Source organism: Salegentibacter maritimus (genome assembly GCF_016236975.1).
GTDB lineage: Bacteria > Bacteroidota > Bacteroidia > Flavobacteriales > Flavobacteriaceae > Salegentibacter > Salegentibacter maritimus.
Genome location: NZ_JAEHNY010000001.1, coordinates 95,847 through 121,811 on the forward strand (window position 1 = coordinate 95,847; position 25,965 = coordinate 121,811).

Annotated in this window: 20 protein-coding genes and 5 tRNA genes; 2 read left to right on the forward strand and 23 right to left on the reverse strand. The window is 37.8% G+C overall.

What is annotated here, in order from left to right; translation table 11 throughout:
* Positions 1–70: 70 nt before the first annotated feature.
* Together I6U50_RS00440 and I6U50_RS00445 are read left to right on the forward strand one after the other, a co-directional pair.
* Positions 71–1,660 carry a peptide chain release factor 3 gene (locus tag I6U50_RS00440; protein ID WP_198637466.1) on the forward strand — a complete coding sequence of 530 codons (1,590 nt, stop codon included), beginning with the start codon at positions 71–73 and terminating at the stop codon, positions 1,658–1,660.
* A gap of 102 nt (positions 1,661–1,762) precedes the next feature.
* Positions 1,763–3,133 carry an alanine/glycine:cation symporter family protein gene (locus I6U50_RS00445; RefSeq protein WP_198637467.1) on the forward strand — a complete coding sequence of 457 codons (1,371 nt, stop codon included), beginning with the start codon at positions 1,763–1,765 and terminating at the stop codon, positions 3,131–3,133.
* 7 nt (positions 3,134–3,140) lie between these two features.
* On the opposite strand, the gene I6U50_RS00450 is transcribed toward I6U50_RS00445, so the two are convergent.
* The 23 genes from I6U50_RS00450 to I6U50_RS00560 form a co-directional block, all read right to left on the reverse strand.
* Positions 3,141–4,718: a Ppx/GppA phosphatase family protein gene (locus I6U50_RS00450; protein ID WP_198637468.1), complete on the reverse strand. Its 1,578-nt coding sequence runs from the start codon at positions 4,716–4,718 to the stop codon at positions 3,141–3,143.
* Positions 4,719–4,993: 275 nt separating this feature from the next.
* Positions 4,994–5,479, reverse strand: coding sequence for a pyridoxamine 5'-phosphate oxidase family protein (locus tag I6U50_RS00455; protein ID WP_198637469.1), 486 nt, complete (start codon positions 5,477–5,479; stop codon positions 4,994–4,996).
* A gap of 337 nt (positions 5,480–5,816) precedes the next feature.
* Positions 5,817–6,134, reverse strand: a complete 318-nt coding sequence (locus tag I6U50_RS00460) for a DUF3467 domain-containing protein (protein WP_198628253.1) — start codon at positions 6,132–6,134, stop codon at positions 5,817–5,819.
* 154 nt (positions 6,135–6,288) lie between these two features.
* A complete protein-coding gene (gene rpoC / locus I6U50_RS00465) occupies positions 6,289–10,590 on the reverse strand; it encodes a DNA-directed RNA polymerase subunit beta' (protein ID WP_198628254.1) in 4,302 nt (1,433 codons plus the stop codon).
* 73 nt (positions 10,591–10,663) lie between these two features.
* The gene (gene rpoB, locus I6U50_RS00470) at positions 10,664–14,476 is read right to left on the reverse strand and encodes a DNA-directed RNA polymerase subunit beta (RefSeq protein ID WP_198637470.1); all 3,813 of its coding nucleotides are present in this window, start codon (positions 14,474–14,476) and stop codon (positions 10,664–10,666) included.
* Between the two features lie 128 nt (positions 14,477–14,604).
* A complete protein-coding gene (gene rplL / locus I6U50_RS00475; RefSeq protein ID WP_057482050.1) occupies positions 14,605–14,982 on the reverse strand; it encodes a 50S ribosomal protein L7/L12 in 378 nt (125 codons plus the stop codon).
* A 57-nt stretch (positions 14,983–15,039) separates the two neighbouring features.
* A complete protein-coding gene (gene rplJ / locus I6U50_RS00480) occupies positions 15,040–15,561 on the reverse strand; it encodes a 50S ribosomal protein L10 (protein ID WP_193710515.1) in 522 nt (173 codons plus the stop codon).
* Between the two features lie 11 nt (positions 15,562–15,572).
* Complete coding sequence (rplA, locus tag I6U50_RS00485) at positions 15,573–16,271, reverse strand: 50S ribosomal protein L1 (RefSeq protein ID WP_198637471.1); 699 nt, start codon at positions 16,269–16,271, stop codon at positions 15,573–15,575.
* 18 nt (positions 16,272–16,289) lie between these two features.
* The gene (rplK, locus tag I6U50_RS00490; protein ID WP_057482053.1) at positions 16,290–16,727 is read right to left on the reverse strand and encodes a 50S ribosomal protein L11; all 438 of its coding nucleotides are present in this window, start codon (positions 16,725–16,727) and stop codon (positions 16,290–16,292) included.
* Positions 16,728–16,803: 76 nt separating this feature from the next.
* Complete coding sequence (gene nusG / locus I6U50_RS00495) at positions 16,804–17,355, reverse strand: transcription termination/antitermination protein NusG (protein ID WP_193710513.1); 552 nt, start codon at positions 17,353–17,355, stop codon at positions 16,804–16,806.
* Between the two features lie 11 nt (positions 17,356–17,366).
* Positions 17,367–17,564: a preprotein translocase subunit SecE gene (secE, locus tag I6U50_RS00500; protein ID WP_193710512.1), complete on the reverse strand. Its 198-nt coding sequence runs from the start codon at positions 17,562–17,564 to the stop codon at positions 17,367–17,369.
* Positions 17,565–17,584: 20 nt separating this feature from the next.
* Positions 17,585–17,657, reverse strand: a tRNA-Trp gene (locus tag I6U50_RS00505).
* A gap of 57 nt (positions 17,658–17,714) precedes the next feature.
* Complete coding sequence (gene tuf, locus I6U50_RS00510; protein ID WP_198637472.1) at positions 17,715–18,902, reverse strand: elongation factor Tu; 1,188 nt, start codon at positions 18,900–18,902, stop codon at positions 17,715–17,717.
* A gap of 56 nt (positions 18,903–18,958) precedes the next feature.
* Positions 18,959–19,030 (reverse strand) — tRNA-Thr (locus I6U50_RS00515).
* Between the two features lie 138 nt (positions 19,031–19,168).
* Positions 19,169–19,241: transfer RNA gene (locus I6U50_RS00520), tRNA-Gly, on the reverse strand.
* Between the two features lie 75 nt (positions 19,242–19,316).
* Positions 19,317–19,399, reverse strand: a tRNA-Tyr gene (locus I6U50_RS00525).
* 200 nt (positions 19,400–19,599) lie between these two features.
* Positions 19,600–19,673: transfer RNA gene (locus tag I6U50_RS00530), tRNA-Thr, on the reverse strand.
* A gap of 100 nt (positions 19,674–19,773) precedes the next feature.
* The gene (gene hpf, locus I6U50_RS00535) at positions 19,774–20,076 is read right to left on the reverse strand and encodes a ribosome hibernation-promoting factor, HPF/YfiA family (protein ID WP_193710510.1); all 303 of its coding nucleotides are present in this window, start codon (positions 20,074–20,076) and stop codon (positions 19,774–19,776) included.
* A 29-nt stretch (positions 20,077–20,105) separates the two neighbouring features.
* Entirely contained in the window at positions 20,106–20,999 is an 894-nt protein-coding gene (locus I6U50_RS00540) for a tyrosine-type recombinase/integrase (protein ID WP_193710509.1), read from the reverse strand.
* A 100-nt stretch (positions 21,000–21,099) separates the two neighbouring features.
* Positions 21,100–21,294: a 30S ribosomal protein S21 gene (gene rpsU, locus I6U50_RS00545; protein WP_070055026.1), complete on the reverse strand. Its 195-nt coding sequence runs from the start codon at positions 21,292–21,294 to the stop codon at positions 21,100–21,102.
* Positions 21,295–21,548: 254 nt separating this feature from the next.
* Positions 21,549–22,718 carry an acyl-CoA dehydrogenase family protein gene (locus I6U50_RS00550; RefSeq protein WP_198637473.1) on the reverse strand — a complete coding sequence of 390 codons (1,170 nt, stop codon included), beginning with the start codon at positions 22,716–22,718 and terminating at the stop codon, positions 21,549–21,551.
* A 118-nt stretch (positions 22,719–22,836) separates the two neighbouring features.
* On the reverse strand, positions 22,837–23,703 hold the full coding sequence (locus I6U50_RS00555; RefSeq protein WP_198637474.1) for a ComEA family DNA-binding protein: 867 nt from the start codon (positions 23,701–23,703) through the stop codon (positions 22,837–22,839).
* A gap of 14 nt (positions 23,704–23,717) precedes the next feature.
* A complete protein-coding gene (locus I6U50_RS00560; protein ID WP_198637475.1) occupies positions 23,718–25,796 on the reverse strand; it encodes an amino acid carrier protein in 2,079 nt (692 codons plus the stop codon).
* Positions 25,797–25,965 lie beyond the last annotated feature (169 nt).

Consider the following 25,965-nt stretch of genomic DNA (forward strand, 5'->3'; position numbering starts at 1 on the left):
TAACAATTATCACAGCGGCTTCTTCATTTTTACCTTGTAGTAGAAGGAGAATCCATTAATATTTTTACAGATGAAGAGTTTTCAAAAAGAATTAAATCGAAGAAGAACCTTTGGAATTATTTCCCACCCCGATGCCGGTAAAACCACGCTTACCGAGAAGTTACTCCTTTTTGGAGGTGCTATACAGGAGGCCGGGGCGGTAAAATCTAATAAGATAAAAAAAGGTGCTACCAGTGACTTTATGGAAATTGAACGCCAGAGAGGTATCTCGGTTGCTACTTCGGTTTTAGCTTTTGAATATAGAGATATAAAAATCAATATCCTGGATACCCCGGGACACAAAGATTTTGCTGAAGACACCTTTAGAACTTTAACAGCTGTAGATAGCGTGATTGTGGTTATAGATGTTGCCAAAGGTGTGGAGGAACAAACTGAAAAATTAGTGGAAGTTTGTAGAATGCGAAGCATCCCCATGATTGTTTTTATCAATAAATTGGATAGAGAAGGAAAAGATGCTTTTGAATTACTTGATGAAATTGAACAAAAATTAAATCTTACCGTTACACCTTTAAGCTACCCTATTGGAATGGGGTACGACTTTAAAGGAATCTATAATATTTGGGAGAAAAATGTAAACCTTTTTACCGGAGATCCTAAAAAGGATATTGAAGATACTATTGAAATTTCCGATTTAAATTCTGGCGAATTGGATGACCTAATTGGAAATAGCGCGGCAAACAATTTAAGGGATGAACTTGAACTTGCCCAGGGTGTATATCCTGAATTTAATAAAGATGCATACCTGGAAGGCCGCCTGCAACCCGTATTTTTTGGTTCGGCATTAAACAATTTTGGAGTTAGGGAGTTACTGGATTGCTTTATTAATATTGCCCCTACCCCAAGATCTAAAGAAAGTGAAGAGCGCCTGGTAAAACCCGATGAAGATAAGTTTACCGGTTTTGTCTTTAAAATTCACGCCAACATGGATCCCAAACACCGCGATAGATTAGCGTTTATAAAAATTGTTTCGGGTAAATTTGAGCGAAATAAAGCCTACTTGCACGTACGCCAAAATAAAAATCTAAAGTTCTCCAGTCCAAATGCCTTTTTCGCAGAAAAGAAAGAAATTGTTGATGTTTCTTATCCCGGCGATATTGTTGGACTACACGACACGGGAAACTTTAAAATTGGAGATACACTTACCGAAGGAGAAAAGCTTAATTATAGAGGAATCCCCAGTTTCTCACCAGAACATTTTAGGTATATAAACAATGCCGATCCTATGAAATCTAAACAGCTGGCTAAAGGGATTGACCAGTTGATGGATGAAGGGGTTGCGCAGCTTTTTACGCTTGAGTTAAACGGAAGAAAAATTATAGGAACCGTAGGAGCCCTTCAGTTTGAAGTTATTCAATATAGATTAGAACACGAATATGGCGCCAAATGTACCTACGAAAACCTAAACGTTTATAAAGCAACCTGGATAGAAGCCGAAGATGAAAAAAGCGAAGAATTTAAAGATTTTAAAAGGCTAAAATCAAAATTTCTGGCAAAAGATAAGAAGGGACAATTAGTGTTTTTGGCAGATTCTCAATTTTCGCTGCAAATGACTCGCGATAAATATCCGTCTATTAAATTTCATTTCACCTCTGAATTTTAAATAACTGATTTACAAAAACTAACACAAAACTCTCAAGAAACATTTTAAAGGGCTGTGTTAGATAGGACTTAATTTCATATATTCTGGCCGTAATCAAGCTTTATGGATGCATTAGACGAACTCATTTCCCAATTCGCAGCGGCAGTTTGGGGACTTCCCCTGGTAATTTTATTAATTGGCGGCGGATTTTACTTGCTTATTTTATCTAATTTTCTTCCGTTTAGATATTTAGGGCATTCATTAGATCTACTTAGAGGAAAATATAACAACCCTAATGATCCTGGGGAAATAAATCATTTTCAATCACTTTCTACCGCTCTCTCCTCTACCGTGGGAATGGGAAATATTGCCGGTGTGGCTGTAGCAATAGCTCTTGGAGGACCCGGTGCAATTTTTTGGCTATGGGTAAGCGCAGTAGTTGGGATGGCTACCAAATTTTTCACGAATACCCTGGCGGTTATGTACCGAGGCAAAGACACCCAGGGAAATATACAAGGTGGGGTTATGTATTTTATTGAAGAAGGCCTCGGTAAAAAGTGGAAGTTTTTGGCCATCTTTTTTAGTGTTGCCGGTCTTATTGGGGCACTCCCGGTCTTTAATGTAAACCAACTTACCGAAGCTATAAATTACATTCTTTTAGAACCCAATAATATTCCTACAGGTTTTGGCACCAATCTTATAATAGGTTTTATTCTGGTTATTCTTACTTCGGTAGTTATTCTTGGGGGTTTGCAACGAATAAGTAAAACCGTTTCCAAACTAGTGCCGTCTATGGTAGTGCTTTATTTTATTTCGGTAATTATTATTTTGATTGTGAATTATGATGTAGTCCCCTATTATTTTTCATCCATATTTACAGATGCTTTTGCTGCCGAAAATTATAGAGGAGAACCTATGTTAGGCGGTATGCTGGGTGGTTTGATTATTTTAGGAATAAGAAGAGGTGCTTTTTCTAATGAAGCCGGAATAGGAACCGCAACAATGGCACACGGAGCAAGTAAAACTTCTGAACCTGTTAGAGAAGGATTGGTAGCTATGTTGGGACCTGCCATAGATACTCTAGTAGTATGCACCTTAACCGCGCTTTGCATTTTGGTAACAGGTATATGGCAAACCTCAGATGAGAATGGAGTGAGCCTAACAGCAGCGGCTTTTGAAGATTCTATTCCTTATGTTGGAGATTATCTTTTATTGCTTTGTATCTCGGCATTTAGTATTTCGTCTCTATTTTCTTTTTCTTACTACGGAACAAAATGTCTCTCCTATTTGGCCGGTGCCGAAAACAAACATTATTACAACTATTTCTACATTGCCAGTATTCTTGTTGGGGCCACTACTTCTTTAAGTATGATGATTAACCTAATTGATAGCTTCTTTGCCTTTATGGCCATTCCAACCATGATTTCCACCTTAATTCTTGCACCGCGTGTGATGAAGGCAGCCAGGATTTATTTTAAAAAATATAAAGACTAATTTATTTTCAATCTTCCAACACCTGAAAAATCTTAAGTTTCTTACCGGTAAGTTTCTCCAGCAAGCTGCCCTTTCTTAAAGCACCCCATATTTCAAGTTCGGGGTCGCTATGGGTAGTAAGTAAAAGCTCTATAGTTTCTTTTTTATTATTTATTTCAAGCTTGTGTACGTTTTGATAATGGCTACGATCTAAACCATCGGCAAGCCTTAAAATTGCCGAAAGCTTTTTAACCCTTTTTCGTAGCTTTTTACTTAATTGTTTATATGGCTTATGCCGCTTATGTGGCGTAGACTTTCTATGATACCTGCTCACATTGGCCATAATATTAATCTCATCTTCTTTAAAACCCAGTAAGTCTGAATATTTAATGAGATATAAAGCGTGTTTATGGTGCTTTCTATAGGAAATATAATAACCAATATCATGCATTAAACTGGCGTATTCCAATAATTCCCTATCAGATTCCTTTAACTCCAATTCTTCCTTAAAAACATCAAACAGTTGTAATGAGAAATTAGCAACATGCCGGGAATGTGCTTTAATCCAGTTGGTTTTTCTAAGTAATTCGTAAACACTTCTACGTCTTGGATCTTTAAAATTGGCGACAAGATCCAGGTTAAGTTGGTCTTTTTTGGTTTCAATAAAATTTAAGATCATTCCTTCACGAAGTGCAGCTTCAGAAATTTTAATATTTTCAACCCCTAATTTTTCAATAAGAAATTGCACCAAAATCATCCCGGCATTAATAATATCTATCCTCTTTTCTTCAAGGCCATTTTCCTTTTTACGCTGTTTTCTATCGAGTTTTATAAAATCGGAATACAATTCCTGAAAGTTTTTTGCCGTAAATTCAAGTTCGTTTAGACTCCTCTCGGCAGTTAAAGATGACCTGCCGGCAACCATTTGACCAATATTTTCCATAGTTCCTGAAGAGCCTATAATAGTTTTCACTTTATGCTTTTTGGCCAACTTCAATATTTCAGGTAGTTCTTTTTTATAATGATCCTGAAGCTTTTTAATATCATTTTCTTCAATAGGGTCTGATTCTATAAACTCGGCAGTCATCCTGGCAACCCCCAATTTTAAACTATTGTAATAAATAAATTCGTTATGATTCCCAATAATAAATTCTACACTTCCGCCGCCTATATCTATCATAAGCACCGGCTCCTTAGTCAAAGCAATACTGTGTTTTATAGCGAGGCCAATCATTTCAGCTTCCATTTTACCAGAAATGGCCCGTACCCTAATTCCAATTTGCTCTCCTACTTCTTTAATAAAATCACCTCCATTTTCGGCCTCCCGAATGGCACTGGTAGCATAGGCAAGAATATTTTCTACTTTATAGCTATCACATAATAATTTAATTCGTTTAAGAGCCTCCAATCCCCTGTTTATGGCTTCTTCACTCAATCTATCTTCCAGACCTTTTTCGGCAAGGCTAACCATCTCTTTAAGCTTATTAACCGTTCGAAAACTTCCATCGGGATAGATATCTACCAAAACTGCGTGAAAAGAGTTGGTGCCAAGGTCTATAGCGGCTATTCGTTTAGTGGGTTGGGAAGTGAAAGCTTTTTTCTCCATTTTTAAGGAATATATAAGCTTAAATTTATAAAATATATTAAACTTTTAAACAGTTGGATTTTAAGGGAAGCTTACAGTGAACCGCCAAGATGCGTGTATCACATATAGGATGCCGAGCAAGTTATACAGGTATTGAATGATTGATAATCCTATCGGAATTATCAACGATTCAACACCTCAAAATCAACAATATGAAGTAATTGAAAATAAAATATTAACTTTAAAGAACTCTACTAGGGCTTTTCATAGGATATATTGTTGGCAACTGGCTTTTTTCATAATTCGGCTGTCATTTTTCCGAGGTTGATTTTTTCGGCTCTTGTAAATTTTATTTCTCGGACAAACTCCATTTTTTTCCATAAATACGTGTTGCCTTTCAGTCCGTTTGTCATTTTCATTCTGCGGTTCAGTCGAGCAATTTCCTTTTCAGTCGCCTTTCTTTTTTCGCCAAACTCTCCGTAGAGTTTAATCGCTGGGAAGTCCGAAAACTTTTCCTTAAACAACGCTTTAATCCAAAAAATCCGTCCACTATTTACTCCGAGCAGGCATACTTTTGGATTGTGCTTTGCGTGTTCAGGTAATTTTGACGGAAATTTTTCAAAGTAAAAGCCTGTTTGATTGTCGTTCAAGAACAACGAACCAATTGGTGTCACAGTCGGATTATTTTCTGTGTCAACGGATGCAACCGAAACATAAAAGTTCGAACTGAAACTTTTATTAAAGTGCTGTCTTATTTTATTCCAATCTGTTTTTATGTCCATTTTGGGTCGTCGTTTTTTCAGCTTGTTGCCAATTCTTTATATTCTTCACAATATACTGATATAACTAAAAAATAAATGGAGATTAACCGGGATTTTACTTTTCCTTTTTGATGAATACTTTTAAAAATCACCAAAGTGATGTTTGTTTTGAAGTCAATAAAAAAGAGGCTGTCTGAAAAGGTTTTAAAACCGTCATCTTGAATTTATTTCAGAGCTTGCCCCGGATTCTTTATCGGGGATCTAACTATTGCTAATTAAAAACATGTTAGAAGCTAAAACAAGATCAGCTTGACGAGGATAGACTTTTCAGACAGCCTCTTTTAGTAAATTGAATTTTTTAAGCCTGGCCGGTAGGACCAAAATTTAAAGGCATTGGTGCCTTTTCATAATCTCTAATTTCACCGTGAGCTTTTTCAAAACGATGTACATTATCGCCTAGAGCTTTTAATAAGCGCTTTGCATGCTGTGGCGTTAAAATAATTCTCGATTTCACCTTACTTTTAGGCTTCCCGGGCATAATGTTTACAAAATCTACCACAAACTCTGAAACTGAATGATTGATGATTGCTAAATTAGAATAAGTTCCTTCTGCTACTGTTTCATCCAATTCTATATTTATTTGACCTTTTTTAGGTTTCTTACTTTCTTCACTCATAGTATTAATTTGAATTTTATTTAAAAGATTCCGGCGAAAACACCGGAGCACTTGCTTTATCGCATATATAAAAATACAAAAAATCCCGACTTTAGATCGGGATTCCTCATCTTATAAAAAGAAAAGAGCCGCAAATGCGGCTCTTTTACTGGTATTAGTTATAGTTAACTTCTTGCTTGTGTTCCATCATTTCGTCAAATTCTTCTTTAGAACCAACGATAATGCTATCGTACTTACGCATACCTGTACCTGCAGGGATTCTATGTCCTACAATTACATTTTCTTTTAATCCTTCAAGTTTATCGATCTTACCGCTTACAGCTGCTTCGTTCAATACTTTGGTAGTTTCCTGGAAGGAAGCCGCCGAGATAAACGATTTTGTTTGTAGCGATGCTCGAGTAATACCCTGAAGAACCGGTGTAGCGGTTGCAGCAGTTACATCTCTTGCAGTGGCCAGGTTCTTATCTTCTCGTCTTAACAAAGAGTTCTCATCTCTAAGCTCTCTTGGTGAAACGATTTGACCCGGTTTTAAGTTTTCTGAATCCCCAGCATCTTCTACCACTTTCATTCCGAATACTTTATCGTTCTCTTCAATGAAATCTGATTTATGAACAAGCTGGTTTTCAAGGAAAATAGTATCTCCCGGATCCTGAATTCTAACCTTACGCATCATTTGTCTAACAACAACCTCAAAGTGCTTATCGTTAATTTTCACACCCTGTAGTCGGTAAACTTCCTGAACTTCGTTTACAAGATATTGCTGTACTGCATTTGGTCCTTTGATATTAAGAATATCTTCTGGAGTAACAGAACCATCAGAAAGTGGCATACCTGCACGAACATAATCGTTTTCCTGAACAAGGATCTGGTTAGATAACTTCACTAAGTATTTCTTAACCTCTCCAAGTTTAGATTCAACGATAATTTCACGGTTACCCCTCTTAATTTTTCCGAAAGAAACAACACCATCAATCTCACTTACTACAGCAGGGTTAGATGGGTTACGAGCTTCAAACAACTCGGTTACCCTTGGAAGACCACCGGTAATATCACCTGCTTTAGATGATTTACGAGGAATCTTAACCAAAATCTTACCAACGCCAATTTTCTCTTCGTTGTCTACCATAAGGTGAGCCCCTACAGGAAGGTTATAAGAGCGAATTACTTCGTCTTTTTTACCTAGAATATGTAAAGTTGGAATAAGCTTTTTGTTACGGGATTCAGAAATTACTTTCTCCTGGAATCCTGTTTGCTCATCAATTTCAACCTGGTAGGTAACACCCTGCTCAACGTTTTCATATTTAATTTTACCGGCGAATTCTGAAATAATAACACCGTTATATGGATCCCATTGGCAAATCACATCACCTTTAGATACTTTAGCACCGTTATCGATAAAGATTTGAGAACCGTATGGAATGTTATTGTTGCTCAATACCACTCCGGTTTTTTCATCTTTAATTTTAAGTTCGGCAGTTCTTGAAATCACAATCTCAGCCTGGCTTCCATCGGGAGCTTCTCCTTTTACAACTTTAAGGTCTTCAATTTCGGCAATACCGGCAAATTTAGCCTCAAGTTTATTATCTTCTGAAATGTTACCGGCAATACCTCCCACGTGGAAAGTACGTAGCGTTAACTGTGTACCGGGCTCTCCAATAGACTGCGCAGCAACCACACCTACAGCTTCACCTCTTTGCACCAATTTATTGGTAGAAAGGTTTCGTCCGTAACAATTTACACAAATTCCTTTTTTAGCCTCACAGGTTAATGGAGATCTTACCTCTACACTCTCAATTGGTGCATCTTCAATCTTACTAACAATTTCAGAAGTAATTTCTTCACCCGAAGCGACTAAAAGTTCGTTATTTGAAGGGTTTATAACATCGTGAAGAGAAATACGTCCTAAAATACGTTCTCCAAGCGATTCTACAATTTCTTCATTTTTCTTAAGTGGCTTAACTTCTACTCCTCTTAAAGTTCCACAGTCTTCCTCATTTACAATAACATCTTGTGAAACGTCTACCAACCTACGGGTTAGATAACCTGCATCGGCAGTTTTAAGTGCGGTATCGGCAAGACCTTTACGTGCACCGTGAGTAGAGATAAAGTATTCAAGAATTGAAAGACCCTCTTTAAAGTTAGAAAGAATTGGGTTTTCAATAATTTCACCACCACCAGAGTTAGATTTCTTAGGCTTGGCCATAAGACCACGCATACCGGTAAGCTGACGAATCTGTTCTTTAGATCCACGAGCACCAGAGTCAAGCATCATAAACACAGAGTTGAATCCTTGCTTATCTTCACGAATACGTTTCATAGCCAACTCGGTTAGACCGGCATTGGTAGATGTCCAGATATCAATTACCTGGTTATAACGCTCGTTATTGGTGATAAGACCCATATTATAGTTTCCTACAATACCTTCAACCTGTTCATTGGCTTCATCAATCATGGTTTGTTTCTCAGCAGGGATAATAATATCACCTAAACTAAAGGAAAGTCCACCACGGAAAGCGTATCCATATCCCATTTCCTTAATTGCATCAAGGAATTCTCCGGTTTCAGGAACACTTGTTTTAGCCAATACTTCACCAATTATATCCCTAAGGTTTTTCTTGGTAAGTACAGTATTTACAAAACCTACCTTTTCTGGCACCGCCTGGTTAAACAGTACTCTACCAACAGTAGTTTCTATAATTTGGTAAGTTAATTCACCTACTTCGTTAAAATCTTTCGCACGAATTTTAATTTCGGCATTAAGATCTACTCTTTTCTGATTGTAAGCAATTACTACTTCTTCATCAGAATAGAAAGTAAGACCTTCACCCTTCACCTTAACCTCGTCTGTAGATTTTCTAGACTTGGTCATATAATAAAGACCAAGAATCATATCCTGAGACGGTACTGTAATTGGCGAACCATTTGCCGGGTTAAGAATATTGTTAGAAGCAAGCATTAATAACTGAGCTTCTAGAATAGCCTCAGGCCCTAACGGTAAATGCACCGCCATCTGGTCACCATCAAAATCGGCATTAAATGCAGTACAGGCTAATGGGTGTAATTGTATTGCTTTACCTTCAATAAGTTTTGGCTGGAAAGCCTGAATACCTAAACGGTGTAGCGTAGGAGCACGGTTAAGTAATACTGGGTGTCCTTTAAGAACGTTCTCAAGGATATCCCAAACTACCGGCTCTTTTTTATCTATTATTTTCTTGGCAGATTTTACTGTTTTTACAATTCCTCTTTCAATTAGTTTTCTAATTACAAAAGGCTTGTAAAGCTCGGCCGCCATATTTTTTGGAAGACCACATTCGTGCATTTTCAACTCAGGTCCAACAACAATTACCGAACGTGCAGAGTAATCTACACGCTTACCAAGTAAGTTTTGACGGAAACGTCCCTGCTTACCTTTAAGCGAATCTGAAAGCGATTTTAACGGACGGTTAGAGTCTGTTTTTACCGCTGAAGATTTTCTGGTATTGTCGAACAATGAATCTACAGATTCCTGAAGCATACGTTTTTCGTTACGTAAAATCACTTCAGGAGCTTTGATCTCCATTAATCTTTTTAGACGGTTGTTACGAATAATCACCCTTCTATAAAGATCATTTAAATCTGAAGTCGCGAAACGTCCACCATCAAGAGGTACAAGAGGTCGTAATTCTGGTGGAATTACAGGAACCACTTTCATAATCATCCATTCCGGAAGGTTCTCGCGATTGTTATTGGCATCACGGAAAGCTTCTACAACCTGAAGACGCTTAAGCGCTTCGGTTTTACGTTGCTTTGAAGTTTCGTTATTAGCCTTGTGTCTTAACTCGTAAGAAAGTTCGTTAAGATCTATTCTTCTTAATATTTCAATAAGACATTCGGCCCCCATTTTAGCGATAAACTTATTGGGGTCGTTATCTTCTAAATACATATTTTCCTGCGGAAGGCTATCCAAAACATTTAGATACTCTTCTTCCGTAAGGAAATCCATTTTCTTTAATGCTTCTCCTTCTTCATTCTTAGCGATACCCGGTTGAATTACTACATAACGTTCGTAGTAAATAATCATATCTAATTTCTTAGACGGAAGACCAAGCAAGTATCCAATTTTATTTGGTAAAGAACGGAAATACCAGATATGTGCTACAGGAACTACCAAATTAATGTGCCCAACACGGTCTCTACGTACTTGTTTTTCGGTTACCTCTACCCCACAACGGTCACAAACAATTCCTTTGTAACGTATTCTTTTATATTTACCGCAGGCACATTCGTAATCCTTTACAGGACCAAAAATACGCTCACAAAACAAACCATCACGTTCAGGTTTGTGCGTACGATAATTGATAGTTTCCGGTTTAAGAACTTCACCACGAGATTCTGCGAGGATAGATTCCGGGGAAGCCAAACCGATAGAGATTTTATCAAATCTCTTTACTGTATTCTTATCATTATTTCTAGCCATAATAACTGCTGCTATAATTATTGTGAAAAATCTGTTTGACGGGGCGCCTAAACGCCCCTTTATAAACAGTATTTTATTCTTCTAATTTAATATCCAAACCAAGACCTTTTAATTCGTGCATAAGTACGTTAAAAGATTCCGGTAGGCCGGGTTCTGGCATAGGCTCTCCCTTCACGATAGATTCGTAAGTTTTGGCCCTTCCTATCACGTCATCTGACTTCACTGTTAAGATTTCACGCAGGGTGCTGGATGCTCCATAAGCCTCAAGTGCCCAAACCTCCATCTCACCAAAACGCTGTCCACCAAATTGTGCTTTACCACCAAGTGGTTGCTGTGTAATAAGCGAGTATGGTCCAATAGATCTGGCGTGCATCTTGTCTTCAATCATATGTCCTAATTTCAACATATAGATCACCCCTACCGTTGCAGGTTGGTCAAAACGATCTCCTGTTCCACCATCATAAAGATAAGTATGCCCGTATCTTGGGATTCCGGCTTCGTCTGTAAGCTCATTAATCTGGTCTATGGTAGCCCCATCAAAAATTGGGGTAGCATATTTCTTACCTAGCTTTTGACCTGCCCATCCAAGTACAGTTTCGTAGATCTGACCAATGTTCATACGTGAAGGTACCCCAAGTGGGTTCAACACGATATCAACCGGTGTACCATCATCAAGGAATGGCATATCTTCCTGGCGAACTATTCTGGCAACAATACCTTTGTTACCGTGACGTCCCGCCATTTTATCACCTACTTTTAGTTTACGCTTTTTAGCAATGTAAACTTTAGCTAGTTTAAGAATACCAGAAGGAAGCTCATCTCCTACAGAAATAGTAAACTTCTCTCTTCTAAGGTTACCCTGAAGGTCGTTTTCCTTAATCTTATAATTATGGATAAGATCTGCTACCAATGAATTTAAGTGATCGTCTGTGGTCCAGGTACCGTGGGTTAAATGCGTATAATCGTCTACCGAGTTAAGCATTTTCAAGGTATATTTCTTACCTTTTGGCATTACCTCTTCCCCAAGATCATTTTGAACTCCCTGAGCAGTTTTTCCACCTATAATAGCAAATAGCTTATCTACAAGTTCAGCTTTTAAATTGGCAAATTTAGCATCGTACTTTTTCTCAAGCGCCGCAACATCTTCCTTATCCTGAGCTCTCTTACGCTTATCTTTAATTGCGCGGGCAAAGAGTTTTTTCTCTATTACCACACCGTTTAAAGACGGAGAAGCTTTAAGCGATGCGTCTTTAACATCACCCGCTTTATCTCCAAAAATCGCACGAAGTAATTTTTCCTCCGGTGTTGGGTCACTTTCTCCTTTTGGAGTAATCTTACCAATAAGAATATCACCGGGTTTAACCTCTGCACCAATTCTAATCATCCCGTGTTCATCAAGATCTTTTGTAGCCTCTTCTGAAACGTTAGGAATATCGTTAGTTAATTCCTCGTTACCTAATTTGGTATCACGAACTTCAAGTGAATACTCATCTACGTGGATAGAAGTAAAAATATCTTCTCTTACCACTTTTTCTGAAATCACAATCGCATCCTCAAAGTTGTAACCCTTCCAGGGCATAAAGGCAACCTTCATATTTCTACCCAATGCAAGTTCCCCTGCTTCGGTAGCATAACCCTGACATAAGACCTGGCCTTTGGTTACTCTATCTCCAACCCTAACAATTGGTTTAAGGTTAATAGAAGAACCCTGATTAGTCTTACGGAATTTTATAAGATCGTAACTCTTTGAATCACTATCAAAGCTCACCATTCTATCTTCTTCCGTTCTATCATACTTAATGATAATCTTTCTTGCATCTACATATTCTACTTCCCCTTCTCCTTCAGCATTAATCAATACTCGAGAATCTGTAGCTACTTGGCGCTCTAATCCTGTTCCCACAATTGGAGAATCGGCTTGAAGCAATGGAAGTGCCTGGCGCATCATGTTAGATCCCATCAAGGCACGGTTTGCATCATCGTGTTCAAGGAAAGGAATTAAAGAAGCCGAAATTGACGAAATTTGGTTTGGTGCAACATCGGTATAATGTATTTCCTTGGGATCTACCACAGGGAAGTCTCCTTCCATTCGTGCAATTACCCTGTCTGTATTTATAGTACCGTCTTCCTTAAGCGGAATGTTAGCCTGGGCAATTTTCTTGTCTTCTTCTTCCTCTGCACTTAAATAGATAGCTTCCTGAGAAACATCTATTTTTCCGTTCTCCACCTTACGGTATGGTGTTTCAATGAAGCCCATTCCGTTCACTTTAGCGTAAACTGAAAGTGAAGAAATAAGTCCAATGTTTGGACCTTCAGGAGTTTCAATTGGGCAAAGCCTTCCGTAGTGTGTATAGTGAACATCACGTACCTCGAAACCTGCCCTTTCTCTTGATAATCCACCTGGCCCAAGTGCCGAAAGCCTACGCTTATGTGTGATCTCTGCAAGAGGGTTGGTTTGGTCCATAAACTGAGACAACTGGTTGGTACCAAAGAAAGAGTTGATTACAGAAGATAGTGTCTTCGCATTAATCAAATCTATCGGGGTAAATACCTCGTTGTCACGAACGTTCATTCTTTCACGAATGGTACGTGCCATACGAGCAAGACCAACTCCAAATTGTTGAGATAATTGCTCACCTACAGTTCTAACACGACGGTTAGACAAGTGGTCAATATCATCAATCTCTGCTTTAGAATTAATAAGCTCGATTAAGTATTTAATTATGGTAATGATGTCTTCTTTGGTAAGCACTTGCTTATCCATGGCAACATCAAGACCTAATTTTTTATTCATTCTGTATCGACCTACTTCCCCAAGGCTGTAACGCTGATCTGAGAAGAATAATTTATCGATAATACCACGTGCAGTTTCCTCATCTGGCGGTTCTGCGTTACGCAGTTGACGATAAATGTGTTCTACCGCTTCCTTTTCAGAGTTGGTAGGGTCTTTTTGCAATGTATTATGAATAATAGCATAATCACCGGTTTGGTTATCTTCTTTATGAAGAAGAATAGTTTTACTTCCGGTTTCAAGAATTTCTTCTATATGCTCTTTTTCAAGTTCTGTATCACGATCTAAAACGATCTCATTACGTTCTATTGAAACTACCTCTCCCGTATCTTCATCAACAAAATCTTCATACCAGGTGTTCAATACACGGGCCGCTAGCTTACGACCTAATACTTTTTTAAGTCCTGTTTTTGAAACTTTAACCTCCTCAGCAAGATCGAAGATTTCTAAAATATCTTTATCGCGCTCAAAACCAATAGCACGGAAAAGTGTAGTAACAGGTAATTTTTTCTTTCTATCGATATAAGCATACATTACGCTGTTAATATCGGTAGCAAATTCTATCCAGGAACCTTTAAAAGGAATTACACGGGCAGAATAAAGTTTTGTTCCATTTGCGTGGAAGGATTGTCCAAAGAAAACTCCGGGGGAACGGTGCAGCTGAGAAACTACAACACGTTCTGCTCCATTGATACAAAAGGTACCACTAGGGGTCATGTAAGGAATAGTTCCCAAATATACGTCCTGTACGATGGTTTCAAAATCTTCGTGTTCAGGGTCGGTACAGTATAGTTTTAATCGAGCCTTAAGCGGCACACTATATGTTAAACCACGCTCAATACACTCCTGTATGGAATATCTTGGCGGGTCCACAAAATAATCTAAAAATTCTAGTACAAATTGATTACGGGTATCCGTAATTGGGAAGTTTTCCAGGAAGGTATTATAGAGACCTTCATTTCCCCGCTCTTCTGATTTGGTTTCTAATTGAAAGAAGTCCTGAAAAGACTTTATCTGGATATCCAGAAAGTCCGGGTAATCAGGTCTGTTCTTTACAGAAGAGAAACTTACTCTTTCAGTTTGCTTTGCTAACATCAATGGACGGATTATAATTTATAAAAAAACGGGCGCGCTATAGGGAATCCCCTATATACGCAAAAGGGTTTAGACCTTCAGGAGCGAATCCTGAGGTCTAAACCTAAATAATATTGCTTTCGTCAAGCTTATTTAAGCTCAACCTCGGCTCCTGCTTCTTCTAACTGTGATTTAAGCGCTTCTGCCTCGTCTTTAGCAACTCCTTCTTTTACTGGAGCTGGAGCACCATCTACTAATGCTTTAGCGTCTTTAAGACCAAGACCGGTAAGCTCTTTTACAAGCTTAACAACAGCTAGTTTAGATCCACCTGGAGCTTTAAGGATTACATCAAACTCAGTTTGCTCCTCAGCTTCTTCACCACCACCAGCAGCACCGCCACCAGCAACAGCTACTGCAGCAGCAGCAGGCTCAATACCGTATTCTTCTTTTAATATATCAGCTAACTCATTTACTTCTTTTACGGTTAAGTTAACCAATTGTTCTGCGAAATCTTTTAAATCTGCCATTTTCTATCGTTTTTAAAAAGTTCTTTAATTTATAATTGTTAAAAAGTGCGTACTAATCTATCCTTCCTTTTCAGAAAGTGTCTTAAGGATTCCAGATAATTTACCACCACCAGACTTAAGTGCTGAGATAACATTCTTAGCAGGCGATTGTAATAAGCCAACGATATCCCCAATAACTTCTTCCTTAGATTTGATATTCACAAGGGTGTCAAGGTAGTCATCTCCTACATAAATTCCTTCGTCTACAAAAGCACCTTTAAGAAGTGGTTTTTCGTTTTTCTTTCTGAATTCTTTGATTACTTTGGCTGGTGCATTACCAGTCTCAGAAAACATTATGGATGTATTGCCTTTTAAAACTGAAGGAAGTTCTCCAAATTCTTTCCCTGAAGCTTCCATAGCCTTAGCAAGCAATGTATTTTTAACTACAGCCAGCTTTACGTTAGCTTTAAAACAAGCTCTACGCAAGTTTGAAGTTGTTCCGGCATCAAGGCCAGATATATCTGCTAAATAAACAACAGAATTATCTGTTAACTGGGCAGTTAAATCTTCAATTACTATTGATTTTTCTTCTCTTGTCATAATCTATACTATTATTGCTCAGTGAACCTTTTAGTATCAACCTGAACGCTCGGGCTCATTGTAGAAGACATGTGGATACTTTTAATATACACACCCTTAGCTGCCTGAGGTTTCAACTTCACTAAAGTAGTTAATAATTCTCTTGCGTTACCAGCAAGTTTTTCGGCGTCAAATGATGCCTTACCAATTCCAGCGTGAACAATACCGGTTTTATCAACCTTAAAGTCGATTTTACCAGCCTTAATATCAGATACTGCTTTAGCAACATCCATTGTTACTGTTCCTGTTTTTGGGTTAGGCATAAGCCCTCTAGGTCCAAGTACACGTCCTAAAGGCCCTAATTTACCCATTACACTAGGCATTGTAATAATAACATCTACGTCTGTCCATCCACCTTTTATCTTATCTAAATACTCATCTAGACCTACATAATCGGCTCCGGCTTCTTTCGCCTCCTCTTCTTTATCTGGAGTAACTAACGCAAGTACTTTTACATCTTTACCAGTACCATGTGGGAGGGTTACAACACCTCTCACCATTTGGTTAGCTTTTCTAGGATCAACGTTCAATCGAACCGCTAAATCCACAGATGCATCAAAGTTTTCGTTAGCAACGTCTTTAATTAAAGCAGAAGCTTCCGCAACCGAGTAAGCCTTATTGCTCTCGATCTTAGACTGGGCTTCTTTTTGCTTTTTAGTCAATTTTGCCATTTTTAATTTCTTTTTGGATTAAAACGGTGCATCACCTTTTACAGTTATTCCCATTGAACGAGCTGTTCCAGCAACCATTTTCATTGCAGATTCTACGGTAAAGGCATTCAAATCCTGCATCTTATCTTCTGCAATAGTTCTAACCTGATCCCAAGAAACACTTGCTATTTTCTTTCTATTTGGTTCGCCTGAACCCTTTTTGTTTTTAGATGCTTCCAACAATTGTACTGCAGCTGGAGGAGTTTTAATCACAAAGTCAAAAGACTTATCTGAATAAACCGTAATCGCAACAGGCAATACTTTACCTTGTTTATCCTGGGTTCTACCATTGAATTGCTTACAGAATTCCATGATATTTACCCCGGCAGCACCTAAAGCAGGTCCAACTGGTGGTGATGGGTTAGCAGCACCTCCGCGAACTTGTAGTTTTACAACTTTACTTACTTCTTTTGCCATTTTATAAATTTTTAAGGTGATAGTTTGTTAGAGTGGAAGCTTTAAAAAACCATCAAAAAATATGTAACTAAAATCTTTATACTTTCTCTACTTGCATATAACTTAATTCCAATGGTGTTTTTCTTCCAAAGATTTTCACCATCACCTCAAGCTTACGCTTTTCCTCATTAACCTTTTCAACTGTACCGTTAAATCCGTTAAACGGACCATCAATAACCTTTATGGTTTCTCCTACAGTAAAAGGAATAGCAACATTATCAGTTTTCACAGAAAGCTCATCTACTTTGCCAAGCATTCTATTTACCTCAGACTTTCTAAGCGGAACAGGATCTCCTCCCTTTGTTTCACCCAAAAAACCGATAACGCCATTTATATTTTTAATTACGTGAGGCATCTCACCATCAAGATTAGCCTGTATCATTACATAGCCAGGAAAGTAAACACGTTCTTTATTTACTTTCTTACCATTTCTAATTTGAATAACTTTTTCGGTGGGAACTAAAACCTGATCAAGATAGTCTTCCATCCCAAGATGGTTCACCTCTTTCTCAATATAGTCTTTAACCTTATTTTCCTGACCACTAACAGCACGAACTACATACCATTTTTTTTCTTTTCCTTCTGCCATGCTAATATTTTTTAAGATTTAATCCATTCAAAATATTGCTCGATAGCCGAACTAAAAACGGTGTCTATACCCCAAATAGCCAGGGAAAAGATTATAGAAAATACCGCAACCAATATCGTTAACCTTTGAGCTTCAGACCAGCTTGTCCAGGTAACGTGGTTTGTTAATTCGTTGTAAGATTCTGATATATAATTGCCAATTCCTGCCATGTGATTCTTAAGGTATTTTGCACGGGTTGAGAGGCTCGAACTCCCGACACCTGGTTTTGGAGACCAGTGCTCTACCAACTGAGCTAAACCCGTATGTATAAAGGAAGGTTTCCCGCCCATCGCGGGAAACCTATTTATTATAAACTATAATTAGTCTAAAATTTCAGTAACCTGTCCAGCACCTACTGTTCTACCACCTTCACGGATAGCGAAACGTAGACCTACATTCATAGCGATTGTCTGAAGAAGCTCAACAGTAATAGTAAGGTTATCACCAGGCATTACCATTTCAACACCATCAGGAAGACTAATTGTTCCTGTTACGTCAGTTGTACGTACGTAGAACTGAGGACGATAGTTATTATGGAATGGAGTATGACGTCCACCTTCTTCTTTTTTAAGGATATAAACCTCTGCTTTAAATTTAGCGTGAGGAGTTACAGATCCAGGCTTAGTAATTACCATACCTCTAGAAATCTGAGTTTTCTCAATACCTCTTAACAAGATACCTACGTTATCTCCAGCTTCACCTCTATCAAGAATCTTACGGAACATCTCAACCCCAGTAATAGTAGAAGTAAGTTTTTCAGCCCCCATACCAATAATCTCTACAGGATCTCCAGTGTTAGCTACACCAGTCTCAATACGACCAGTTGCAACAGTACCACGTCCAGTAATAGAGAATACATCTTCAATAGGCATTAAGAAATCCTTATCAACATCACGCTGAGGAAGCTCAACCCAATTATCTACAGCCTCCATAAGCTCAAGAACAGTCTTAGACCATTTCTCATCACCTTCAAGAGCACCAAGTGCAGATCCAGAAATTACAGGACCATTATCACCATCATACTCATAGAAAGAAAGAAGATCTCTAACTTCCATTTCAACTAATTCTAAAAGCTCCTCATCATCTACAAGATCCACTTTGTTCAAGAATACAACAATTCTTGGAATACCAACCTGACGTCCAAGAAGGATGTGCTCACGAGTTTGTGGCATAGGACCATCAGTTGCAGCAACCACAAGAATAGCACCGTCCATTTGAGCAGCACCAGTAACCATGTTCTTCACATAATCGGCGTGACCAGGACAGTCAACGTGAGCGTAGTGACGATTAGCAGTTTGATACTCTACGTGAGAAGAGTTAATTGTAATACCTCTTTCTTTTTCTTCAGGAGCATTATCAATTTGATCAAAAGCACTAGCTTCTGAATATCCAGCATCAGCCATTACTTTAGTAATCGCTGCTGTTAAAGTAGTTTTTCCGTGATCTACGTGTCCAATTGTACCTATATTAAGGTGCGGTTTGGAACGATCATAAGTTTCCTTTGCCATAATTAATACTTATTTAATCTTAGTTATATATTAGTGTTCAATTTAATACAATCTAGAGCCAACGACGAGAATTGAACTCGTGACCTCTTCCTTACCAAGGAAACGCTCTACCCCTGAGCTACGTCGGCAAGCCGAAAGTTACACCTTCAAAGTTCACCGGTTCAAACAAGAAAAACCATAAACCAAAACTGGCTTACGGATATCTAAATTACTCTCAAACCGGAAAAATAAATTAAAACAGGATCAAAACCCTATATTCAATTAAGAGCGGGAGACCGGGTTCGAACCGGCGACATTCAGCTTGGAAGGCTGACGCTCTACCAACTGAGCTACTCCCGCATTGAGTTCAAGATCTAAAATTCAAAAATTCAAAGCTAACATTGAATCAAGAATTCGGAATTTTGAATTGATAAGTGGGGAGAGCAGGATTCGAACCTGCGAAGTCGAAAGACAGCAGATTTACAGTCTGCCCTCGTTGGCCGCTTGAGTATCTCCCCAATTTATTTTTCCACTATTTCATAGAACCGTAGCTGCTATCACAGCTAAGCTTTATGATGGCTTGTTGTTTTAACGGCTGCAAATAAACGTAATTTAACAGCACCATCCAAAGCATTTTTAAAATTTTTTCTATAAAATTTTCAGCAACTTAATTTTCAACAAATTAAGTTTTAAAAACTACTTATTTCAAAATTTCAAGAGCCGATGGAGGGACTCGAACCCACGACCTGCTGATTACAAATCAGCTGCTCTAGCCAGCTGAGCTACATCGGCTTTTACACTACTTTTTTAGCATAAAAAAGTCCGCTATTTCTAACGGACTGCAAATGTATATAAATTATTTCTTTCACAAAACAATTTTTAAAAAAAATATCTAAACGTGCGCACTTAATTTCTCCTTACGCTTAATTAATTGCCTCTGCAAGGATGAAACACATTCATCTACACACTCCTCAAACTTTTTACATGTTTTTTTCACCATAATATCATCTCCAGGAACACTCAACAAAATCTCAGTAACCTTATTATCCTTCGCACTAGTATTTTGCACTTTCAAAAAGACATCTGCATAGATAACTTTGTCATAATAATTTTCTAGCCTATCCAGCTTACGCTGAATAAAATCAATTAATTTTTGATCGGCGTTGAAGTTTACAGATTGCACATTTACTTTCATATTCTGTATAATTTAATTAAACAATTATTTTAATTGGCTTTTTTATTTCTTGGGTGCGCCATTTGATGCACCCTACTAAGCTCTGAAATACTATTATGGGTATAAACTTGCGTTGCAGCAAGACTGGAATGCCCAAGCAATTCTTTTACAGCATTAAGATTAGCACCCTGGTTCAACAAATGTGTTGCGAAAGAGTGTCGCAGAATATGCGGACTCTTTTTTATCTTACCAGATACCCTACTAAAATAATTATTTATAATCCTATAAACAAGACTTTCGTATAATTTAATACCTTTTTGGGAAACAAAAAGGGAAGATTCCTGCCGGCCAGCCATTATACCAGCACGCACATCTAAATACCTCTCCAGATTCGCAATTACACCCGGCAAGAGCGGAACAATCCTCTCTTTTTGTCGCTTACCCAATATTTTTAATTGTTTCCCTGCCAAATCAAGATCCTGAAGCTTTATTTCAATAAGTTCTATACGCCGCATCCCTGTAGTATAAAAAAGCTCTACAATCAACCTATCTCTTAATCCATCAAAACCAGAGGTGTCAATTTGATCAAGGACATTCTTAATTTCAAGTTCAGAGAAAGGTACCTGAATTTTAGAAGCGGTTTTTAAAGCCTTATGTTTTGCTAGCGGTGAGAATTCTATATCCCCGGTTTTCTGAAGAAAGCGATAATAAGACTTTAAAGAAGAAATTTTACGATTTATACTGCGGTTAGACACTCCTTGCTCTACCAAACAAATAATCCAATTTCTTATTTGTGAATAATGTAATTTACTTAAATCCTCTTCATCAAATTCATAAAAAATAAACTCAGAAAAAGATTCTAAATCTGCCTTATAAGCTGTTAGCGTATTGAGAGAATAATTTTTCTCTACCTGAAGATAATCTAAAAATTGGGAAAAAGACATAAAAAAACTGTTGACAAACAAAGTTAGCAAACTTTAATCTATCAACAGTTAATTTTATATTTTCTGAAAAAAATCAGAAAATTCGATCACATCCTTTTCACTAGATATCTTCCTGATCTCTCAAATGCTGGATGTACTCGGCTTTTTGATGCTGAGCTCTCTTCGCAACAGAAGGCTTCGTGAAATGCTGGCGGCTTCTTAGCTGGCGCATTGTTCCGGTCTTGTCGAATTTTCGCTTAAAACGCTTTAGCGCTCTATCTATATTTTCTCCGTCTTTTACTGGTATTATTAACATAGTGTCATCACCTCCTTTCTTTAGAAATAGGCTGCAAAGATAATCTAAATCTAAGAACCCACAACCAATTTTTAATTTATTTCGCTACCGGCTTATACTCATTTTTATCGATCACCATTTTAGCGATAAAAGTGGAATTTTCGCAAAAATGTCAATCTAAAAAGATTACTTCGCCGCCGGCTTGTATTCTTTTTTGTCGATCACCATTTTAGCGATAAAAGTGGAATTTTCGCAAAAATGTCGATCTAAAAAAATTACTTCGCTGCTGGCTTGTATTCTTTTTTATCGATCACCATTTTAGCAATAATCTCTCTAAGAATTTCTGAAGTTCCTCCGCCTATTGGGCCTAAGCGACTATCTCTAAACATTCTGGCCAAAGGATAATCTTCCATATAGCCATACCCCCCTAATAATTGAAGACAGTCATAAATAACCCTATCGGCCATTTTGGTAGAAAGCAGTTTAGACATACTGGCCTCCTTTACCACATATTGTCCATCATTAAGGCGCTTGGCAATAGAATAGTTAAACTCCCTATTCACCTCTATTTCACTAGCCATATCGGCAACCGAATGTCTTAAAGCCTGAAACTTATCTATGGATTTCCCAAAAGCCTCCCGTTCAGCCATATAACCCAGCGTATAATCTAAGGCAAATTGAGCACGAGCATGGGCATTTATCCCCATAATAAGTCTTTCTAAAGCAAAATGCTGCATAATATAAGAGAAGCCTTTCCCCTCTTCACCCATAAGATTTTCAGCCGGGATTTCAACATTATCAAAAGCAAGCTCGGCGGTATCTGAAGCTCTCCACCCCAATTTATCTAACTTTGAAGCTGAAATACCGGGGGTATCCCTATCTACAATAAAAATACTCATTCCTTTATTTCCTTTATCAGGATCGGTTTTAGCAGCAACCACCAGGTAGTCTGAATAAACACCGTTTGTAATAAAGGTTTTAGATCCGTTTAAGACATATTTATCTCCTTTTTTTATTGCAGTGCTGCGCATTCCTGCCACATCAGATCCTCCAAAAGGCTCAGTAATACAAAGACAACCTATTTTTTCACCATCTATACTAGGGCTTAGATATTTCTTTTTAATCTTGTCATCACCCTCTTTGTTTACATGCGTCATTGCTAAATATGCATGGGCCCAAATTGCAGCAGCAAAACCGCCACTGTTTATTTTTTGCAGTTCTTCCAGGAAAATAACGGTGTAGAAAATATCGAGGTTCATTCCACCATATTCTTCCGGTTGGTTAAGGCCAAAATATCCCATCTCTCCAAATTTCTTCCAGATAAACCGGTCTATGGTTCCAGATTTTTCCCATTTATCAATATGTGGTACCACTTCTTTTTGTAAAAAGTCCTGAAAACTCTTCCTAAAAAGCTCATGTTCCTCGGTAAAATACAATGAATTCATATTAAATTATTTTTTTCTTTTTCTTCATAGCAAAGCTATCGCCCTACAAATCAAACAATATCACTTTTTTCAACAATTCGGTATGTTAAACCTATAGATAATCAATAGTACCGAATATTCAATTTAAGCTCAAATATAATTGAATTCTATCGATTTTATCTGAAGGAAAACTTTCTATTTTCGATAGCTCGGCAAAAGACTTAATCCCTTCATGAAGCTGGCGATAATCTATTATTTCCCTTGCCAATTCATATTTAATATAAGGAACGCTTACCAGGTCTAAAACTTTCGCCTTATTAATATTAATCAAATTGAAATTTACATTTCTAGAAACGCGAAATTGTTTTTGAAGTTTCTCGCGGGTCTCATAGTTTAAACCATAAATATCCTTAAGCTGAATTTCACTTCTAAATCCGCCAATTTTTGTTCTGTAATTAACTATTCGGTTAGCCAACACCTCTCCTACCCCGCTTACTTTTTGCAATTCATTTACATCAGCTTCATTTAAATCTGAAATAGGTATTACAGGTAATACTTTTGTGTTGTTTTTTTGCTTTTGGGCATCAACCACCCAGTCGGGGAATTTAAAATAGGGAGAAATCAAAGCGAGCAAAGAATCTGAAACGCCGGTTACTTTTTGAAAATCTTCTGCAGAATTAATCCATTTATCTTTATTTCTAAACCGGTGCAACCTATCGATTTCTGCAATACTCATCCCCAGCGTATAACCCTTAAAGTCTGTTATATAATTTGGATTAAAAGGAAAAAATTTCACTTCATTCGCATCGGCCTGAAGCTGTTTTAATGAATCTATTTGAGCCTGGAAATCCTGTATTTCTTCCGTGGTTAATTCTTCAGTTGAATCATCAGGTCTAAAGTTTAAAAAATAATAGACCCCCTGAAGAATAATTATAATACATAACAAAAGAAAAATCCCATTTTGTTGGCTCCTGCTGAACACAAAATGGGATTTTATCGGTTTCATATTATTGCATAAGATTAGCTGGCTTTAGCCTCCCGTTGTCTTTTAAACAATTCTCCTGCTTTAAGCTTTCTGGAATATTCATTAAGATCTCTTCTAACCTCGGTAGACATAATGTAAAGCCCTATAATATTAGGGAAAGACATTGCCAATATCATCATATCAGAGAAATCCAGCACGGCTCCCAAACTAATAGAAGCACCCACTACAACAAAAATAAGGAACAATATTTTATACGCCAGTTCTGTTTTTTTGCTCTTTCCAAATAAATAAGTCCAGGAACGCATTCCGTAATAAGACCAGGAAATCATGGTAGAGAAAGCGAATAAGAAAACTGCCATGGCCAACACATACGGGAACCAGGACACCACACTTGCAAAAGCATCTGAAGTTAATTGAACCCCACCTACTCCTTCTACTTCGTGCATTCCAGTAAAAATTAACACTAAAGCAGTTAGGGTACAAACTACCACCGTATCAATAAAAGGTTCTAATAAAGCCACAAAACCTTCAGATGGTGGATGATTTGTTTTTGCTGCCGAGTGCGCAATCGCTGCCGAACCAACACCGGCTTCATTAGAGAAAGCCGCACGTTGAAACCCAACAATCAACACCCCTATAATACCACCTTTCATTGCAGTAGCGTTAAAAGCACCATCGTATATGGCTCCAAATGCCGGAACTATATTTTCTATATTTATAAAGATTACCGTTAAAGCACCAAGCACATATACCGCAGCCATAAAGGGCACTACCTTACCTGTTACTTTAGCAATACTTTGAATACCACCAATAATTACAATCCCTACAAGGATTGCTACAGCTATTCCAAACCAAAAACCATTTCCTATAAGGAATGAAAATTGTCCTGAAAGAATCTCAAAAGATTGATTGGCCTGAAACATATTTCCACCACCAAAAGAAGCACCAATACCCAAAATTGCAAAAAAGGCAGCCAGGAATTTACCTAAACCACGCATGTTTCTTTTTTCCAATCCGTAGCGTAAATAATTCATAGGGCCACCAAAAATTCTACCTTCAGAATTTATAAAACGATATTTCACCCCAAGGGTACATTCTACAAATTTTGATGCCATGCCCAATAAACCGGCAATAATCATCCAAAAAGTGGCTCCTGCCCCTCCAAGGGAAATAGCAACGGCAACCCCGGCGATATTACCAAGGCCAACAGTTGCCGAAACAGCTGTAGCCAACGCCTGAAAGTGCGTAATACTACCCGGTGCGTTAGGCTCGTCATACTTTCCTCGCGCCAGGTCTATAGAGTGTTTAAATCCTTTAAAATTAATGAAGCCCATCTTTACTGTAAAGAATGCTGCTCCAAAAATCAACCAAACTACAATAAAAGGAATATTATGGGTTTGTGGTGTCCCGTTGGGATTGGTTAAAATCTGCGGCTCATCGTATTGAATTTGTGCCAACATATGCGCGTTGGTTTCAATAAGATCTGAACTGTTTTGATAATCCCAAATGGTTTTACCTTCCTCTACTAAATACTTTACTGTTCCGTTAGCATTAGCTGTAACTTGTAATTCACCGCTATTTTCAGAACTAACTATTGCGATAAGATCTCCTTCATTTACATGAGCGCCTTCTTCTACCAACCATTCATTTAAAGTAAATTTATCTTCAACATCGGCACTCCACTCAGGAGTAGGCACATTACTTAATTCGGCATACACTTTAGGGTCATAAACACCAATTGCGGTAAATGGATCCCAAAAAAGCACTGCAGTCATCGCTTCTACAATAGGAACAAAGGTTCCGTTAAAATGCTCGGTAATAGCCTTAGCTTCTATTTCAAAAGTTTTGGTAGCAGAATTATTTTGGCTATCGGTTACAGTAACCTCGTAAGGGACGCCTTCGGTTAAACCCTCGGCCCGGGAAGATTGGAGAGAAGTTTCAGGGTTTGACCATTTGTACTGGTAAGGAGGCTCTCCTCCTGTCACCTCAAGGTCTATAAATCCGTCATTAATAATATTTGACAGGTTGCCTACTTTGGCTTTTACATCCAGTTCTTGTGCATTACCTGCAAAAATCGAAAACAAAAAGAACATTGAAAGTAGATACTTTCTCATATAGTAAATTGGTTGTTTAATTTCGAATTAATTTTTTTCCGCGAAGCAAGATGCTAAAAAATTAGGCTTTTTCAAATTTTTAGGAGTTAAATTGTAAAGAAATTGTTAAATAATAATTTCATTAATTTTACTTATTACCTGTTTTATTAAAAAAACTCCTCCAAAAACA